Genomic DNA, 16293 nt, shown 5'->3' with positions numbered 1-16293 from the left:
GAGCCGGCGGGACAAGGGGATAACGAGATGATCAAGCGCAATCTGTTGGTAATCGGTCTGGCTGGCCTGCTCGGCGCATGCGGCTTCCAGCTGCGCGGCACCGGTGACGTGCAGTTCGCCCTGAAGGAGCTGGAGGTCAGCGCCCGGGACAGCTACGGCGATACCGTACGTGACGTACGCGAAGTGCTGGAGAACAACGGCGTGCGCGTGTTCCCGGGGGCCGCCTACAAGCTGTACCTGGCCAACGAACAGGAAAGACAGCGCTCCGCCAGCTACACCAGCTCCGCGCGCAGCGCCGAGTACGAGCGCACCATGACCCTGAACTACGAGATTCGCGGTGCCAAGGATCTGTTGCTGCTGAGCAACCAGCTCGAAGTGCAAACCTATTACGTGCAGGACTCCAACAACCTGATCAGCAACGATCAGGAATCGGCGCAACTGCGCACCGAGATGCGTCGTGACCTGGTACAGCAACTGGCCCAGCGCCTGCAGCAGATCACTCCGGAGCAGCTCGACGCACTGCAGCAAACCGCTGAAGCCAAGGCCAAGGCTGAAGCCGAAGCCCTGGAAGCTGCACGCCAACGCGAAGCCGCACAGCCGCAGCAGTCGCCCATCGAACTGCCGGTGCAGTAAGAACCTTGTTCGCGATCTTGGTGTACTTGGCAAAGAGAACCCGTATCCCTATGGATCGACGGCAATAAGGCGCAAGCGCTTATCGGCGCAGTATCTGTGGGAGCGGGCCATGCCCGCGATTTTTCGCGCGCATGGCGCGCTCCCACAGTGGATCGGCGAACGGCTGCTTTAGCCATTGCGCTGCCAGTGCGCGTGAAGGCTCGTCGAAAATCGGGCCCCGGCTCCAAGACGGATGGGGTCGCTCCTTCGGCCCTTAGGTTTAGAAACTCATGAAACTCCCCCCCGCCCAACTCGGCAAACACCTTCAGGGTTCCCTGGCTCCGGTCTACGTGGTCTGCGGCGACGAAGCGCTGCTCTGCCAGGAAGCCACCGATGCCATCCGCAGTGCCAGTCGTGCTCAAGGCTTCACCGAGCGCGAGGTGTTTCACGCCGAGGCCAACTTCGACTGGGGCATGCTCTATGAAGCCGGCGCCAGCATGTCGCTGTTCGCCGACAAGCGCGTCATCGAACTGCGCATTCCCAATGGCAAGCCAGGCGACAAGGGTGCTGCAGCGATCATCGAGTATCTTGGTCGGCCGCCGGAAGACACCCTGCTGCTGATCAGCCTGCCCAAACTCGATGGCAGCGCGCAGAAGACCAAGTGGGCCAAGGCCCTGATCGATGGCCCGCACTGTCAGTTCGTGCAGATCTGGCCGGTGGACGCCAACCAGTTGCCGCAATGGATTCGTCAGCGCCTGGCCCAGTCGGGCATGAATGCCACTGCCGACGCGGTGGACCTGATCGCCGCCCGGGTAGAAGGCAACCTGCTGGCCGCCGCCCAGGAAATCGAGAAACTCAAGCTGCTCGCCGATGGCCAGCAGATCGATGCTGGCACCGTTCAGGCGGCCGTAGCCGACAGTGCCCGCTATGACGTTTTCGGCCTGATCGATGCCATCCTCAATGGTGAAGCTGCCCATGCCCTGCGCATGCTCGATGGCTTGCGTGGCGAAGGCCAGGAATCGCTGTTCATCGTGGTGATGCTGGCCCGCGAGCTGCGCCAGTTGGCCAACCTGTCCTACCAGTTCAGCCAGGGCATCCCGCTGGACAAGGCCTTCGCCTCGGCCCGCCCGCCGGTCTGGGACAAGCGTCGACCGCTGGTGAGCAAAGCCCTGCAACGTCACTCGCCGGCACGCTGGAATGCGCTGCTGATGGATGCCCAGCAGATCGATGCCCAGGTCAAGGGCCAGGCGGCGGGCGATCCGTGGGCGAGCCTGTCGCGCCTGGTGCTGATGATGGCCGGCCAGCGTCTCAAGCTCGGCACCTGAAGCCTCCAGCGCGTATGGACATGGCTCCCGCAGCGGCGCATCATTGCTGCCGCTCGCACCGGCGCGAGCACTGATTGAGGACCTGCCATGAGCAAGAAAGCACGCCCGAACAAGGCCAAATCCATCATCGCCCAGCCGCTGTTCCGCTCACGCCAGGAACGCCCCGGCAAAGGAAAAGGCAGCTACCGCCGCCAAGCCTCCCAGCAGAACTGGGAGGCCTTTTCGTTTCTGGAGCTGTCGAAAAAGGCAGCCTGACCACTCGCACAGCCCGCATTACCGCTCATCCGTGCTAAGGTGGTCGCCTGCAAAACGTGTTGAGATGACCATGCCCAACCTGTTCATTCGCGGCCTGCCTGCCACCGCTGCGGCCAGCTTCCTGCTTTTGCTCACGGCCTGTGCCGATGCCCCTGCCCAGCCCCTGGCCACCCAGAGCGCTACGCAGGGCAATACCCCGACCAACGCCGCATTCACCCAGCCCGTTCAGGAGCAGTTGAGCTTCGAACAATGGCGTGACCTGTTGCGCAGCGACGCGATCGCCGCCGGCATCAGCCCGACCCTGTTCGACCGCGCCTTCGCTGGCGTCGTGCCGAACCCGGACGTGGTCAAGGCCGACAGCAGCCAACCCGAATTCAGCCGCCCGGTGTGGGAGTACCTCAACGGTGCCGTCTCCCCCAGCCGTGTCGCTCGCGGTCGTATCCTGCTGACGCAAAACCGTGCCCTGCTCAATCAGATCGAGCAGCGCTATGGCGTCGACGCAGAGACCCTGGTCGCCATCTGGGGCATGGAAAGCAACTTCGGCAGCAACATCGGCAGCCACAACGTGGTGCGCTCCCTGGCCACGCTGGCCTATGAGGGGCGACGTCAGGCGTTCTGGCGCAGCCAGTTGCTGGCCGTGCTGCAGATTCTCCAACACGGCGACATCGCCCCGGAAAGCCTGGTCGGCTCCTGGGCCGGAGCCATGGGGCAGACCCAGTTCATGCCCACCACCTACAACGAACACGCGGTGGATTTCGACGGTGACGGCAAGCGCGACGTGTGGACGTCCTCGGCCGATGCGCTGGCCTCGGCGGCTCACTACCTGCAAGGCTCCAACTGGCAACTGCGTCAGCCTTGGGGCTTCGAGGTCGAGCTGCCGCAGGGCTTCGACTACGCCCTGGCCGACCCGGAAGTACGCCGCAGCCTCAGCGAATGGCGTGCCCTGGGCATTCACCCGGTGAGCCAACCGTTGAACACGCCTCGTGACGACGCCAGCGCCACCTTGCTGCTGCCCGCAGGCCACCGTGGCCCGGCATTCCTGCTGATGGGTAACTTCCGCAGCATCCTGCGCTACAACAACTCCACCTCCTACGCGCTGGCGATCGGGCTGCTGTCCGACAGCCTGCGTGGCGGCGGTGGCGTGCAAGGCACCTGGCCGGAAGGCGATCGGCAGCTGGGTCGCAGCGAGCGTGTCGAGCTACAGGAGCGCCTGAGCGCCCGTGGTTTCGATTCCGGTCATGCCGATGGCATCATCGGCGCCAACACCCGCAAGGCGATCCGTGCCTTCCAGCTGCACCTGGGCTGGCCAGCCGATGGCTACCCGGACAGCAACCTGCTCGACCAACTGCGCCAGCAGAACTGAGCGCCAGGGCCTGTTGACGTTTCACGCGAGGCCGCGTCGAAACGTCAGCAGCCCCTACAGCGCCGTGACGACCGTCACCGCGCGCACTCCGGCGTTTGCGATTAGCCCGTTCCTGGGCGACCCTGTAGTCAGGCCAGCCACGTGATCCGTGAGGGCCGCACCTGCCCGCTCGCAGTGATCCGGCGCGGGTCAATGACAATAGAGAGGTCGCTATGCACGACATCGAACTGGACGACGAACAACGCATGATCCGCGACTGCACCCGGCAGTTCGCCCGGCGCGCCATCGCCCCCCACGCCGAAGCATGGGAAAAGGCCGGCTGGATCGATGACGCGGTAGTGGCCCAGATGGGCGAAATGGGTCTGCTGGGAATGGTCGTCCCGGATACCTGGGGCGGCAGCTACCTCGACTATGTGGCCTACGCCCTGGCCATCGAGGAAGTCTCAGCCGCCGATGCCGCCACCGGCACCCTGATGAGCGTGCACAACTCGGTGGGCTGCGGCCCGCTGCTCAACCATGGCAACGACGCCCAGAAGAACGAATGGCTGCCGCGCCTGGCCAACGGCGCAGTGATCGGCTGCTTCTGCCTGACCGAACCCCAGGCGGGTTCCGAAGCCCACAACCTGCGTACCCGTGCCGAACTGCGCGACGGCCACTGGGTCCTCGATGGCGCCAAGCAGTTCGTCACCAATGGCCGCCGCGCCGGTCTGGCCATCGTCTTCGCGGTTACCGATGCCGCGCTTGGCAAGCAGGGCATTTCCGCCTTTCTGGTGCCGACCAACACCCCCGGCTTTCGCATCGAACGCAGTGAACACAAGATGGGCATTCGCGCTTCGGATACCTGCGCCATCGCCCTGGAGAACTGCCGCATCCCCGCCAGCAATCTGCTCGGCGAGCGCGGCAAGGGGCTGGGTATCGCCTTGTCCAATCTCGAGGGCGGGCGCATCGGCATTGCCGCCCAGGCGGTGGGTATCGCCCGCGCAGCCTTCGAGGCGGCGCTGCTCTACTCCCGTGAAAGGGTGCAGTTCGACAAGCCCATTGGCGAGCATCAGAGCATCGCCAACCTGCTCGCCGACATGCACACCCAGATCAACGCCGCACGCCTGCTGACCCTGCATGCCGCCCGCCTGCGCAGTGCCGGTCAGGCGTGCCTGTCGGAAGCCTCCCAGGCCAAGCTGTTCGCCTCGGAAATGGCCGAGCGCGTGTGTTCGAAGGCGCTGCAGGTGCATGGCGGCTACGGCTACCTGGAGGACTTCCCGGTGCAGCGTTACTACCGGGATGCGCGCATCACGCAGATCTACGAGGGCGCCAGCGAGATCCAGCGTCTGCTGATAGCCCGGGAGCTGAAGCATTACCAACCCTAACCCTTGAGCAGACGCGCCTCGGCGTTATCCAGGTCGCGAAGAATTTCCGCCAGCATGTCATCGTCCAACTGGTTCTCCTTGCGCATCCGGTACAGCTCCAGACGCTGGGTGCGCAGTGCATGCAGACGCATGCGGTACTCCAGCTGGTCGGCCTGACGCTGATAGTCACGCGACTCCTCGGCACGGCGCGTACGGGTGCGCTCGAGCAGGTCGCGGTACTCGCTCATCAGCTTGGCGCGGATTTCGGCCGCGGCGATCGCACCGTCGGTATCCGAGGCCTTTTCATCGTCGGCCTCCAGGCAGCGAATGGCCGCCTGCAGCACCTGAGCGCGGTGCCGATTGAGCTCGCCCTCCTGGCGCGCCACGTTGTCCTGGGGCAGCAGCGGCAGCAGACTCGGCAATGCCACGCTGGCGACCAGCAGCGACACCAGGATCACACCCGCGGCGATCAGGATCAGCAGGTCGCGCTCGGGAAACGCCTGGCCATTGTTGAGCAACAGTGGCAACGACATCACGCCGGCCAGCGTCACCGCGCCCCGTACGCCCCCCAGGGTCAGTACGGCCGTCAGGGCCAGGCGCGACTGCCCGGCGAAACGGGTCGACTTGCCGCGCCAGCGCCGCAGCATGCCCGAGGTACGCCAGTAGCTGTAGACCCAGACGAAACGCAGCGCCATCAGCACCCCGTACACCGCCAGCACATAGCCCAACGCCGGCAACAGCAGTTGCCAAGCGTCGGCGTGATCACCGATGACCGCCTTGATGATGTCCGGCAACTGCAGACCAAGCAGCAGGAAGATCAGGCCGTTGAAGGTGAATTCGAGCATCGCCCACACACCGCGATTGAGCAGGCGTGTGGTGGTCTGCCGTGGCAGCAGATCGAGACGGCTCTGCATCATGCCGGCGGCAACCGCCGAAAGGATGCCCGACAGTCCCAGATGCTCGGCGGCTACGTAGGCGGCGAAAGGCAGCAACAGCATCAGCAGCACGTGGGGCGCCGGCTCCTCCCAGCCACGGGCGATCATCCAGGCCCGCAAGCGGCCCAGCAGGTAGCTCAGCGCCATACCGATCAGCAGCCCGCCGACGGCCACCAGGACGAACTGCAGGCTGGCGTCGCCCAGGGAAAACACCCCGGTCAGGGTCGCCGCCACGGCGAACTTGAAGGCCACCAGGCCCGAGGCGTCGTTCATCAGCGCCTCGCCTTGCAGCAGGTTGTTCAGGGTGCCTGGCAGGCGACCGTGAGCGATCGCCGACACCGCCACTGCATCGGTTGGCGACAGCACTGCCGCCAGCGCGAAGCAAGCCGCCAGTGGCACCTGAGGCAGCAACCAATGAATGAAATAACCCGCACCCACAATGGTGAAGAACACCAGAGCGAAAGCCAGAAACAGGATCGGTGTACGCAGCTTGCGAAACTGCCCCTTGGGCATGCGCCAGCCGTCGACGAACAACAGCGGCGGGATGAACAGCAGGAGGAACAGCTCGGGGTCCAGCCGTACATGCAGCCCCAGTACCGGTATCGCCAGCAGTGCACCGATGAGAATCTGCAGGATCGGCAGTGGCAGCGGAATGAACTGGGCGCTGATACGGGTGCCGCTGACCACCAGCAACATGATCAGGATGGTGTAGAGAAGCTGCATGGCGGGGGAAATCCTTTACGAACAAGACCGCATGGCTCGCATGGGCCCTGCATTCTAACGCGTCGTACGACGCGTGCGGACCGACTTGTGCCCTGACAGCGCCGCAAGGCGAGTCGACGTGGCATAATCCACCGCTCGGTATTAACAAGGTATTGAGGAGGATTCGACGAGTGGAATCCTTCCGAGGGAAATCAATGAGTAACGTCCTTTATGGGATCAAGGCCTGCGACACCATGAAGAAGGCCCGCACCTGGCTCGACGAGCAAGGTATCGCTTACCAGTTTCACGATTACAAGACCGCCGGCATCGACCGCGGCAACCTGCAGAAGTGGTGTGACGAGCACGGCTGGGAAACCATCCTCAACCGCGCCGGTACCACGTTCCGCAAACTCGACGACGCCCAGAAGAGCGATCTCGATCAGGCCAAGGCCATCGAACTGATGCTGGCCCAACCGTCGATGATCAAGCGCCCCGTGCTGGATCTGGGCACGCGTACGCTGGTCGGCTTCAAACCCGAGCGCTATGCCGCCGAACTGGCCTGATAGTCACCTCAATCGAATTCGTTGCAAGGAAAAGCCCATGTCCAACACCCTGTTCAGCCTGGCCTTCGGGGTCGGCACCCAAAACCGTCAAAGCACCTGGCTGGAAGTGTTCTACGCACAGCCCCTGCTCAACCCGAGCGCCGAACTGTTCGCCAAGGTCACCGAGAAGCTCGGCTACAGCGGCGGCAACCAGGCCATCGCGCTGACCAACCAGCAGGCCGGTGAACTGGCCAGTGCCCTGAAACACATCGACGCGGTACAGAGCGCCCTGCTCACCCGCCTGGCGGAAAGCGCCAAGCCGCTGGTCGCCACCCTGCTGGCCGAAGATGCCGCCCTGACCAGCACCCCCGAGGCTTACCTCAAGCTGCACCTGCTGTCCCATCGCCTGGTCAAGCCCCACGGCCTGAACCTGACCGGCATCTTCCCGCTGCTGCCCAACGTTGCCTGGACCAGCCAGGGTGCCGTGGATCTGCTCGAGCTGACCGAGCGCCAGCTGGAAGCTCGCCTGAAAGGCGACCTGCTGGAAGTCTTCTCGGTGGACAAGTTCCCGAAAATGACCGACTACGTGGTACCCACCGGCGTACGTATCGCCGACAGCGCACGTATCCGCCTGGGCGCCTACATCGGTGAAGGCACCACCGTGATGCACGAAGGTTTCGTCAACTTCAACGCCGGCACCGCTGGCCCCGGCATGATCGAAGGCCGCGTTTCCGCTGGCGTATTCGTCGGCAAGGGGTCGGATCTGGGCGGCGGCTGCTCGACCATGGGCACCCTGTCCGGTGGCGGCAACATCGTCATCTCCGTGGGTGAAGGCTGCCTGATCGGCGCCAACGCTGGCATCGGCATCCCATTGGGCGACCGCAACATCGTCGAAGCCGGCCTGTACGTGACCGCTGGCACCAAGATCGCCCTGCTCGACGACCAGAACAACCTGGTCAAGGTGGTCAAGGGTCGTGACCTGGCGGGTCAGGCCGACCTGCTGTTCCGTCGCAACTCGCAAACTGGCGCGGTGGAGTGCAAGACCAACAAGTCGGCCATCGAGCTGAACGAAGCCCTGCACGCTCACAACTGAGCCCAGGCTTCGCCCGAGCGGGCTGTGTGCGCGTTAGACTATCGGTCTTCGCGGGCACAGCCCGTTTTCACATTTAGCGTTACGAGATCCGGATGACCCTGATTTCCCCCTGGCGCGCCGATTTTCCCGGCCTGCTGGCCCTCGACCGCGAAGGCCAGACCTACCTCGACAGCGCTGCCACGGCGCAGAAACCGCAGACGGTACTGGATGCCTTGCTGGCCTACTACGCCGGCGGAGCCGCCAATGTGCACCGCGCCCAGCACCTGCCCGGCGAGCGCGCCACCCGGGCCTTCGAGGCAACCCGCGACAAGGCTGCGCGCTGGCTGAATGCCGCCGACCGCGAGGACATCGTCTTCACCCGCGGCGCCACGGAATCCCTCAACCTGCTCGCCTATGGGCTGGAACACCTGTTCGCGGCTGGCGACGAGATCGTCGTCAGCGCCGCCGAGCACCATGCCAACCTGCTTCCCTGGCAGCAGTTGGCAGCGCGCAGGTCCCTGAAGCTGGTGGTGTTGCCACTGACGCCCCAGGGCGATATCGACCTGCAGCAGGCGACCACCCTCATCGGGCCGCGCACCCGGCTACTCGCCGTCAGCCAACTGTCCAACGTGCTGGGCCGCAGGCAGGCGCTGCACACGCTGATCCAGCAGGCTCGCGACGGCGGCGCCCTGACGGTCGTGGACGGTGCCCAGGCTATCGTACATGGCCGCCAGGACATGCAGGCACTGGGCTGCGACTTTTACGTCTGCTCCAGCCACAAGCTGTATGGCCCGGATGGCGTCGGCCTGCTCTATGGCCGGCGCGGCGCACTGCAGCGCCTGCAGCATTGGCAGTTCGGCGGTGAGATGGTGCAGCAGGCGGGTTATCTCGCCTCGACCTTTCGCGACGCGCCGCTCGGCCTGGAAGCCGGTACGCCACCGGTAGCCGGAGTCATCGCCTTTGGCGCGGCCCTGGATTACCTCGGCAGCCTCGATGCCCAAGCCATCGGCAACCACGAAGCCGCGTTGCACCGCATGCTGCTGGCCGGCCTGCACGGCTACGCGGGCCTGCGCCTGCTCGGCGAGCCGGAAACGGCGCTGGCCTGCTTTACCGTAGACGGCGTGCACAGCGGCGACCTTGCCCACCTGCTCACCGAGCAAGGCATCGCCGTACGGGTCGGCCATCATTGCGCGATGCCGCTGCTGCAACGGCTGGGGGTGAACGGCGCGATCCGCGTGTCCCTCGCCCTGTACAACGACGAAAGCGATCTGCAGCGCTTCTTCGCCGCGCTGGACAAGGCGCTGGAGCTGCTGCGGTGAGCCTGCCCGACCATGCCCGTGAAGCCTTCGACGCGTTCAGCGCATGTTCCGGCTGGGAGCAGCGTGCACGCCTGCTGATGCAGTGGGGCGAGCGTCTGGAACCCTTGACCGAGCGGCGCGATGCCGATCGTGTGCACGGCTGTGAAAGTCAGGTGTGGCTGAGTGGCGAAATCCGCGACGGCCATTGGCACTTCCGCGCCAGCAGCGATGCCCGCCTCATCCGCGGCCTGCTGGCCGTGTTGCTGGCTCGCGTCGATGGCTTGAGCGCCGACGAACTGGCAAGCCTGAATATCGCCGAGTGGTTCGACAGCCTTGGTCTGTCCCGACAGCTCTCACCTTCGCGCGCCAATGGCATGAACGCGGTGGTGCGCCAGATGCGCCAGTTGATCGAGCCGACTTAGGCGTTCGCCACGGGCCGTTCGGAAGGCCGCCGTGCTCCGGCGACAAGGCGATCGACGATACGGGCGGCGGCGACCATGCCGAAGGTGGCGGTCACCATCATCACCGCGCCGAAGCCACCGGCGCAGTCGAGCTTCACGCCGTCGCCGACGAAGGCCTTGCTCAGGCAAATACCACCATCGGCGCCGGGGTAACGCAACTGCTCGGTTGAGAACACGCAGGGTACGCTGTAGTTGCGCCCCGGCGTACGGGAGAAGCCGTAATCGCGGCGCAACGTAGAACGCACCTTGGCTGCCAGCGGATCATTGAAGGTCTTGTTCAGATCCCCGACCTGAACCTGACTCGGATCGATCTGCCCCCCCGCACCACCGGTGGTGACAATGGCGATCTTGCGGCGCTTGCACCAGGCGATCAGCGCCGCCTTGGCTGCCACGCTATCGATGCAGTCGACCACCGCGTCGAGCTCGACGGTGATGTAATCGGCCATGGTGTCACGGGTCACGAAGTCGGCCACCTCATGCACCACGCAGGCCGGGTTGATGGCCCGCAGACGCTCGGCCATCACCTCGACCTTGGCGCGGCCGACCTGGCCCTGCAGGGCATGGGCCTGCCGGTTGGTGTTGCTGACGCAGACATCATCCAGGTCGAACAGGGAAATCTCGCCCACCCCGGAGCGCGCCAGCGCCTCGGCCACCCAGGAGCCGACGCCGCCGATACCGACCACCGCCACGTGGGCAGCAGCCAGCCGCTCTGCGCCTTCACGGCCATACAACCGGGCAATTCCGGCGAAACGTTGCTCATCGAACGACATGCGGGCTCCTCTTGGTGGGCGCGCATTATAGGTAGCCTGGGCGCTCATCCCAAGCACCATCGGGCAGGCATCGCGCAGCAGCGCCAAGAGCCGCTGGAAACGCTGACACGCCAGCTCAGGCAAGCACTCAGGGCTGTGCTATACAGTCATTCATCGACGGAGTAGCATGCGCGCCAATCGGCGTTCGCCGGTCTTCTCCCCGTTCCACCTTACGGAACCTGACACAGCATGCTTTCGCGCAAGTTCGTCCTCAATCTGGTTGTATTTCTGGCAATTGCCGCCCTGTTCACCGGTATCTGGGCGCTCTACAACCGCCCGGTCACCGCGCCGGACTGGCCCGAGCAGATTTCCGGTTATTCCTACTCACCATTCCGTCAGGGGCAGAACCCGCAAACGGGCGTCTACCCGAGCGACCAGGAAATGCGCACGGATCTCGAACTGCTTTCCAAGCAGACCGACAGCATCCGAACCTATTCGGTGGATGATGCCCTGGACAAAATTCCACTGCTCGCCGAGGAGTTCGGCCTGCGCGTGACGCTGGGGGTGTGGATCAGCCCTGACGAGGAGCGCAACGAGCGCGAAATCACCAAGGCCATCGAGATCGCCAATACCTCGCGCAGCGTCGTGCGCGTAGTGGTCGGCAACGAGGCGTTGTTCCGCCGCGAGGTTACCGTCAAGCAGCTGACCGCCTACATGGATCGGGTGCGCTCGGCGGTCAAGGTGCCGGTCACCACCTCCGAGCAGTGGCACATCTGGGAGGAGTACCCGGAGCTGGCCGACCACGCGGACCTGATCGCGGCCCACGTGCTGCCGTATTGGGAATTCATGCGCATGCAGGATTCCACGCAGTTCACCCTCGATCGCGCCCGTGACCTGAAGAAGCTGTTCCCGAAAAAACCACTGCTGCTCTCCGAGGTCGGCTGGCCGAGCAATGGCCGCGTGCGCGGTGGCGCCGAAGCGACCCAGGCGGATCAGGCCATCTACCTGCGGACCCTGGTCACCACGCTGAACGCCCAGGGCTACAACTACTTCGTGATCGAGGCGTTCGACCAGCCGTGGAAAGCCGGTGACGAAGGTTCCGTGGGCGCCTACTGGGGCGTCTACAACCTCGACCGCAATCCCAAATTCAACTTCGAAGGGCCGGTCGTGGCCATTCCGCAATGGCGCTTGCTGGCGGTTGCCTCGGTGGTCATGGCGCTGCTTTCCCTGGCCTTGATGCTCATCGACGGCAGTGCCCTGCACCAGCGTGGGCGCACCTTCCTGACCTTCGTCGCGTTCGCTGGCGGCTCGGCACTGGTGTGGATCGGCTACGACTACAGCCAGCAGTACAGCACCTGGTTCAGCATGCTGGTCGGGCTGCTGCTCGGCATTGGCGCCATCGGCGTGTTCATCGTCCTGCTCACCGAGGCCCACGAACTGGCCGAGACGGTGTGGACGCAACGACGGCGGCCCTTCACGCCGGTGCTCGGCGACAGCGATTACCGCCCCAAGGTGTCGATCCACGTGCCGTGCTACAACGAGCCGCCGGAGATGGTCAAACAGACCCTGGATGCCCTGGCCAACCTCGACTATCCGGACTTCGAAGTCCTGATCATCGACAACAACACCAAGGATCCCGCGGTGTGGGAGCCGGTGCGCGACTATTGCGAAGAGCTCGGCCCACGCTTCCGCTTCTTCCACGTGGCGCCGCTGCATGGTTTCAAGGGCGGCGCGCTGAACTACATCCTGCCGCACACCGCGCCGGATGCCGAAGTGGTGGCGGTGATCGACTCCGACTACTGCGTCGACCGCAACTGGCTCAAGCACATGGTGCCGCACTTCGCCGATCCGTCGATCGCCGTGGTGCAATCGCCGCAGGACTATCGCGACGGTGAGGAAAGCACCTTCAAGAAGCTCTGCTACGCCGAGTACAAGGGCTTCTTCCACATCGGCATGGTGACCCGCAACGACCGCAACGCGATCATCCAGCACGGCACCATGACCATGATCCGCCGCACCGTGATGGACGAGCTGAAGTGGGCCGACTGGACCATCTGCGAAGACGCCGAGCTCGGCCTGCGCGTGTTCGAGAAAGGCTATTCGGCCGCCTATGCCCATGACAGCTTCGGCAAGGGGCTGATGCCGGATACCTTCATCGACTACAAGAAGCAGCGCTTCCGCTGGGCCTACGGCGCCATTCAGATCATGAAGGGGCACGCCCGCGAACTGCTTGCTGGCAAAGGCAGCGAACTCAAACGCGGCCAGCGTTATCACTTCGTCGCGGGCTGGCTGCCGTGGGTAGCCGATGGCCTGAACATCTTCTTCACCGCTGGCGCCCTGCTCTGGTCGGCAGCGATGATCATCGTGCCGCAACGGGTCGACCCACCGCTGCTGATCTTCGCGATTCCGCCCCTGGCCCTGTTCCTGTTCAAGGTCGGCAAGATCATCTTCCTGTATCAGCGGGCAGTGGGGGTCAACCTCAAGGATGCGGCCTGCGCGGCGGTGGCCGGGCTGGCGCTGTCGCACACCATCGCCAAGGCGGTGCTGTACGGGGCCTTCACCAAGAGCATCCCGTTCTTCCGTACGCCGAAGATGCGCTCCAGCCATGGCCTGATGGTGGCCCTTGCGGAAGCTCGCGAAGAAGTCTTCATCATGCTCCTGCTGTGGGGCGGCGCGCTGGGTATCGCCATCGTTCAGGGCCTGCCCAGCTACGACGTGAAGTTCTGGGTGGTCATGCTGCTGGTGCAGTCGTTGCCTTACCTGGCCGCGCTGATCATGGCACTGCTTTCCTCGCAGCCCAAACCGCTGGAGATTCCCGTGGTGCAGAGCGAGGCCGAAAACGCCTGATACCGGTGAGCGACACGACGACGGCGGCCAATTGGCCGCCGTTTTCTTTTTCGGGCTGGTGAGCGGCAACCGCACGAACACCCTGGAGCCTTTACATCCTGCGCGAAAAGGCCGAACGCCTACGAGGCAGGCGCGTTTTGCTTTAAGCTATGCGCCCTTCCCGCCCTGCACTGCTTTACGAGCATTACTTTACCGGAGTTCCCATGACGGCCCTGTCCCCCACCCTCGAGCTCGCCTGCGATCTGATTCGCCGGCCATCCGTCACGCCACTGGATGAAGGCTGCCAGGAGCTGATGATGCGTCGTCTCGCGGCCCTGGGTTTTGCCATCGAAGCGATGCGCATCGAGGACGTGGACAACTTCTGGGCGAGCCATGGCAGCCAGGACGGTCCGGTGCTGTGCTTCGCCGGCCACACCGACGTGGTGCCCACCGGCCCGGTGCAGGCCTGGCAGCACGGCCCGTTCGAAGCGCTGATCGACGAGCAGGGCATGCTCTGCGGCCGTGGCGCCGCCGACATGAAGGGCAGCCTGGCGTCGATGATCATCGCCGTCGAGCGCTTCGTCGCCGAGCACCCGAACCACAAGGGCCGTATCACCTTTCTGATCACCAGCGACGAAGAAGGCCCCGCCCACCATGGCACCAAGGCCGTGGTCGAGCGACTGGCCGCGCGCAACGAGCGCCTCGACTGGTGCATCGTTGGCGAACCGTCGAGCACGTCGCTGGTCGGCGACGTGGTGAAGAACGGCCGCCGTGGCTCCCTGGGGGCGACCCTCACCGTACGCGGGATCCAGGGCCACGTGGCCTACCCGCACCTGGCGAAGAACCCGATTCACCTGGCCGCCCCGGCCCTGGCCGAACTGGCCGCCGAGCACTGGGACGACGGCAATGCGTTCTTCCCGCCGACCAGTTTCCAGGTTTCCAATCTGAATGCCGGCACCGGTGCGACCAACGTCATTCCTGGCGAGCTGAGCGCGGTGTTCAACTTCCGTTTCTCCACCGAATCGCCCGTCGAAGGCCTGCAGCAACGGGTCAACGCCATCTTCGACAAGCACGGCCTGGACTATCACATCGAATGGGCGCTGTCGGGCCTGCCATTCCTCACCGAGCCCGGCGCCCTGCTCGATGCGGTCAGCGCCAGCATCCGTAGCGTGACCGGTCGCGAAACCACGCCAAGCACCAGCGGCGGCACGTCCGATGGGCGCTTCATCGCCACCCTGGGCACCCAGGTGGTCGAGCTCGGCCCGGTCAACGCGACCATTCACCAGGTCAATGAACGGGTACTGGCCAGCGATCTCGATGTACTCACCGAGATCTACTACCAGACTCTGGTCAAGCTGCTCGCCTGATGCTCAGTTGCCCGATCTGCCAGGCGCCGCTGCAGGCCGTCGACAACGGCGTGGCCTGCCCGGCCAACCACCGCTTCGACCGTGCGCGCCAGGGTTACCTCAACCTGCTGCCGGTACAGCACAAGAACAGCCGTGACCCGGGCGACAATGCCGCCATGGTCGAGGCACGCCGACGCTTTCTCGATGGCGGTCACTACGCGCCGCTGGCCGCCAGACTGGCACAGCTGGCAGCCGGTTACGGCCCGCAGCAGTGGCTGGATATCGGTTGCGGCGAAGGTTATTACACCGCGCAGATCGCCGAGGCGCTGCCAGAGGCGGATGGTTATGCCCTGGATATCTCCCGTGAAGCGGTGAAGCGTGCCTGCAAGCGTGCCCCCCAGTTGAGCTGGTTGATCGCCAGCATGGCCCGCGTGCCGCTGGCCGACGCCAGCTGTCAGTTGCTGGCCAGCGTATTCAGCCCACTGGACTGGCAGGAGGCCAAACGCCTGCTCGCCCCCGGTGGCGGCCTGCTGCGCATGGGGCCGACTCGCGACCACCTGATAGAGCTTCGTCAGCAGCTCTACGATGAGGTGCGCGACTACGATGACCAGAAACACCTCGAGCTGATCCCGCCGGGCATGCACCTGGCGCACAGCGAAACCCTGAGCTTCCCGCTGCTGCTCGCCACGCCAGAGGCGCGGGCCGACCTCCTGGCGATGACACCCCATGGCTGGCGCGCCAGCGCGGAACGCCGCGCTGCGGTGATTGCCGAAAGCTTCGAAGTGACCGTCGCCATCCGCTACGATTGGATCGAGCGTGACGCCCCCTAAAAACCTGTGCACGATCTTGCGAGCTGGAGCCCTACAATGCCTAGGCGGCCCCGCAAAAACAGACGAGGAAGCGGAGTGTACTTTTGTACATGAGCATGACTCACTTCGTTCGCCCCTTCGGGGCCGCACTGAAGTGCGTTAGTCGCAAACGACTTCCGAGTCTGCTTTCAACGCGGCAGGGTCGACGCGCAGCAGATCGAGATGAGGATGAAAATGCGCCAACCGGATATCGAGATATACCTCAAGGACGCCGATCACCAGGCCATCGCCGCCTGGCTGACACAGGCCCTGGGCCCCTGCTCCGAGTGGCAACAGAAAGGTCAGACCTTCCAGTGCCGCGCCGGCGAAGTCCCGGTGACCTGGCTGCCCAAGGCCGTGGGCAAATGGCACAGTCTGTACCTGGAGAGCGACGCCACGCCATGGCAGGATGACCTGGCCTGCGCCCAGGCGGCCTACGCCGCACTGGCCGTGGAAATCCGCTGCGCACCTGGCAGTTGGGAAGAGGAAGAAAGCGATGAGCAGGCCGATCAGTGGCTGCGCATCAGCGCCGACGGCGTGCAGGAAATCACCTGGCGTACGGGCTGATCGGGCCAGGACTGCGCCCGGGCATCGCTTCGTTCAACCCGGGCGACGT

At 64.6% G+C, this 16293-nt stretch carries 15 protein-coding genes; 13 read left to right on the top strand and 2 right to left on the bottom strand.

Annotated features, from left to right (window positions below):
* The first annotated feature begins 27 nt into the window (after positions 1–27).
* The 5 genes from FHR27_RS00395 to FHR27_RS00375 all read left to right on the top strand — a co-directional run bounded on the left by FHR27_RS00395 (position 28) and on the right by FHR27_RS00375 (position 4919).
* Positions 28–633 (top strand): LPS-assembly lipoprotein LptE, encoded by a 606-nt coding sequence (locus tag FHR27_RS00395; protein ID WP_042555347.1) that lies wholly within the window; start codon positions 28–30, stop codon positions 631–633.
* A gap of 269 nt (positions 634–902) precedes the next feature.
* Positions 903–1937, top strand: a complete 1035-nt coding sequence (gene holA / locus FHR27_RS00390; RefSeq protein WP_179537501.1) for a DNA polymerase III subunit delta — start codon at positions 903–905, stop codon at positions 1935–1937.
* A gap of 87 nt (positions 1938–2024) precedes the next feature.
* Positions 2025–2192, top strand: coding sequence for an alternative ribosome rescue factor ArfA (arfA, locus tag FHR27_RS00385; protein WP_179537500.1), 168 nt, complete (start codon positions 2025–2027; stop codon positions 2190–2192).
* Positions 2193–2262: 70 nt separating this feature from the next.
* Positions 2263–3555: a lytic murein transglycosylase gene (locus tag FHR27_RS00380; RefSeq protein ID WP_179537499.1), complete on the top strand. Its 1293-nt coding sequence runs from the start codon at positions 2263–2265 to the stop codon at positions 3553–3555.
* A gap of 212 nt (positions 3556–3767) precedes the next feature.
* Positions 3768–4919 carry an acyl-CoA dehydrogenase family protein gene (locus tag FHR27_RS00375; protein ID WP_042555142.1) on the top strand — a complete coding sequence of 384 codons (1152 nt, stop codon included), beginning with the start codon at positions 3768–3770 and terminating at the stop codon, positions 4917–4919.
* Here the strand turns inward: FHR27_RS00375 and FHR27_RS00370 are convergent.
* Positions 4916–6556 carry a Na+/H+ antiporter gene (locus FHR27_RS00370; protein WP_042555141.1) on the bottom strand — a complete coding sequence of 547 codons (1641 nt, stop codon included), beginning with the start codon at positions 6554–6556 and terminating at the stop codon, positions 4916–4918. The genes FHR27_RS00375 and FHR27_RS00370 overlap by 4 nt on opposite strands.
* A 194-nt stretch (positions 6557–6750) precedes the next feature.
* Here FHR27_RS00370 and FHR27_RS00365 point away from each other — a divergent pair, with 194 nt between their 5' ends.
* From FHR27_RS00365 to FHR27_RS00350, 4 genes are all read left to right on the top strand, one after another.
* Entirely contained in the window at positions 6751–7098 is a 348-nt protein-coding gene (locus FHR27_RS00365) for an ArsC family reductase (protein WP_179537498.1), read from the top strand.
* A gap of 37 nt (positions 7099–7135) precedes the next feature.
* Positions 7136–8170, top strand: coding sequence for a 2,3,4,5-tetrahydropyridine-2,6-dicarboxylate N-succinyltransferase (gene dapD, locus FHR27_RS00360; protein ID WP_179537497.1), 1035 nt, complete (start codon positions 7136–7138; stop codon positions 8168–8170).
* A gap of 92 nt (positions 8171–8262) precedes the next feature.
* A complete protein-coding gene (locus FHR27_RS00355; RefSeq protein WP_042555138.1) occupies positions 8263–9468 on the top strand; it encodes an aminotransferase class V-fold PLP-dependent enzyme in 1206 nt (401 codons plus the stop codon).
* Entirely contained in the window at positions 9465–9869 is a 405-nt protein-coding gene (locus FHR27_RS00350; protein WP_042555137.1) for a SufE family protein, read from the top strand. The genes FHR27_RS00355 and FHR27_RS00350 overlap by 4 nt, the downstream gene beginning before the upstream one ends.
* Here the strand turns inward: FHR27_RS00350 and tcdA are convergent.
* Entirely contained in the window at positions 9866–10678 is an 813-nt protein-coding gene (gene tcdA, locus FHR27_RS00345) for a tRNA cyclic N6-threonylcarbamoyladenosine(37) synthase TcdA (protein ID WP_042555136.1), read from the bottom strand. The two genes, FHR27_RS00350 and tcdA, sit on opposite strands and share 4 nt — an antisense overlap.
* A 228-nt stretch (positions 10679–10906) precedes the next feature.
* Between tcdA and FHR27_RS00340 the strand changes: the two genes are divergently transcribed.
* From FHR27_RS00340 to FHR27_RS00325, 4 genes are all read left to right on the top strand, one after another.
* Positions 10907–13504 carry a glycosyltransferase gene (locus FHR27_RS00340; protein ID WP_042555135.1) on the top strand — a complete coding sequence of 866 codons (2598 nt, stop codon included), beginning with the start codon at positions 10907–10909 and terminating at the stop codon, positions 13502–13504.
* 203 nt (positions 13505–13707) lie between these two features.
* Positions 13708–14850: a succinyl-diaminopimelate desuccinylase gene (gene dapE / locus FHR27_RS00335; protein ID WP_179537496.1), complete on the top strand. Its 1143-nt coding sequence runs from the start codon at positions 13708–13710 to the stop codon at positions 14848–14850.
* Positions 14850–15659 carry a putative RNA methyltransferase gene (locus FHR27_RS00330; protein ID WP_179537495.1) on the top strand — a complete coding sequence of 270 codons (810 nt, stop codon included), beginning with the start codon at positions 14850–14852 and terminating at the stop codon, positions 15657–15659. Before dapE ends, FHR27_RS00330 begins: the two co-directional genes overlap by 1 nt.
* 213 nt (positions 15660–15872) lie before the next feature.
* Positions 15873–16244: a hypothetical protein gene (locus FHR27_RS00325; RefSeq protein ID WP_179539999.1), complete on the top strand. Its 372-nt coding sequence runs from the start codon at positions 15873–15875 to the stop codon at positions 16242–16244.
* Positions 16245–16293: the final 49 nt, after the last annotated feature.

Origin of the sequence: Pseudomonas flavescens (assembly GCF_013408425.1) — a bacterium.
In the GTDB taxonomy this organism is placed as follows: Bacteria; Pseudomonadota; Gammaproteobacteria; order Pseudomonadales; family Pseudomonadaceae; genus Aquipseudomonas; species Aquipseudomonas fulva_A.
This window is presented reverse-complemented; position numbering and strand designations above follow the sequence as displayed.

Excerpts from the sequence above, each read along its gene's own strand:
- holA (WP_179537501.1), top strand. The coding sequence starts at position 903 with ATGAAACTCCCCCCCGCCCAACTCGGCAAACACCTTCAGGGTTCCCTG.
- FHR27_RS00370 (WP_042555141.1), bottom strand. The coding sequence starts at position 6,556 with ATGCAGCTTCTCTACACCATCCTGATCATGTTGCTGGTGGTCAGCGGC.
- FHR27_RS00355 (WP_042555138.1), top strand. The coding sequence starts at position 8,263 with ATGACCCTGATTTCCCCCTGGCGCGCCGATTTTCCCGGCCTGCTGGCC.
- dapE (WP_179537496.1), top strand. The coding sequence starts at position 13,708 with ATGACGGCCCTGTCCCCCACCCTCGAGCTCGCCTGCGATCTGATTCGC.
- FHR27_RS00365 (WP_179537498.1), top strand. The coding sequence starts at position 6,751 with ATGAGTAACGTCCTTTATGGGATCAAGGCCTGCGACACCATGAAGAAG.
- FHR27_RS00325 (WP_179539999.1), top strand. The coding sequence starts at position 15,873 with ATGCGCCAACCGGATATCGAGATATACCTCAAGGACGCCGATCACCAG.
- FHR27_RS00380 (WP_179537499.1), top strand. The coding sequence starts at position 2,263 with ATGCCCAACCTGTTCATTCGCGGCCTGCCTGCCACCGCTGCGGCCAGC.
- FHR27_RS00375 (WP_042555142.1), top strand. The coding sequence starts at position 3,768 with ATGCACGACATCGAACTGGACGACGAACAACGCATGATCCGCGACTGC.
- tcdA (WP_042555136.1), bottom strand. The coding sequence starts at position 10,678 with ATGTCGTTCGATGAGCAACGTTTCGCCGGAATTGCCCGGTTGTATGGC.
- FHR27_RS00395 (WP_042555347.1), top strand. The coding sequence starts at position 28 with ATGATCAAGCGCAATCTGTTGGTAATCGGTCTGGCTGGCCTGCTCGGC.
- FHR27_RS00340 (WP_042555135.1), top strand. The coding sequence starts at position 10,907 with ATGCTTTCGCGCAAGTTCGTCCTCAATCTGGTTGTATTTCTGGCAATT.
- dapD (WP_179537497.1), top strand. The coding sequence starts at position 7,136 with ATGTCCAACACCCTGTTCAGCCTGGCCTTCGGGGTCGGCACCCAAAAC.
- arfA (WP_179537500.1), top strand. The coding sequence starts at position 2,025 with ATGAGCAAGAAAGCACGCCCGAACAAGGCCAAATCCATCATCGCCCAG.
- FHR27_RS00330 (WP_179537495.1), top strand. The coding sequence starts at position 14,850 with ATGCTCAGTTGCCCGATCTGCCAGGCGCCGCTGCAGGCCGTCGACAAC.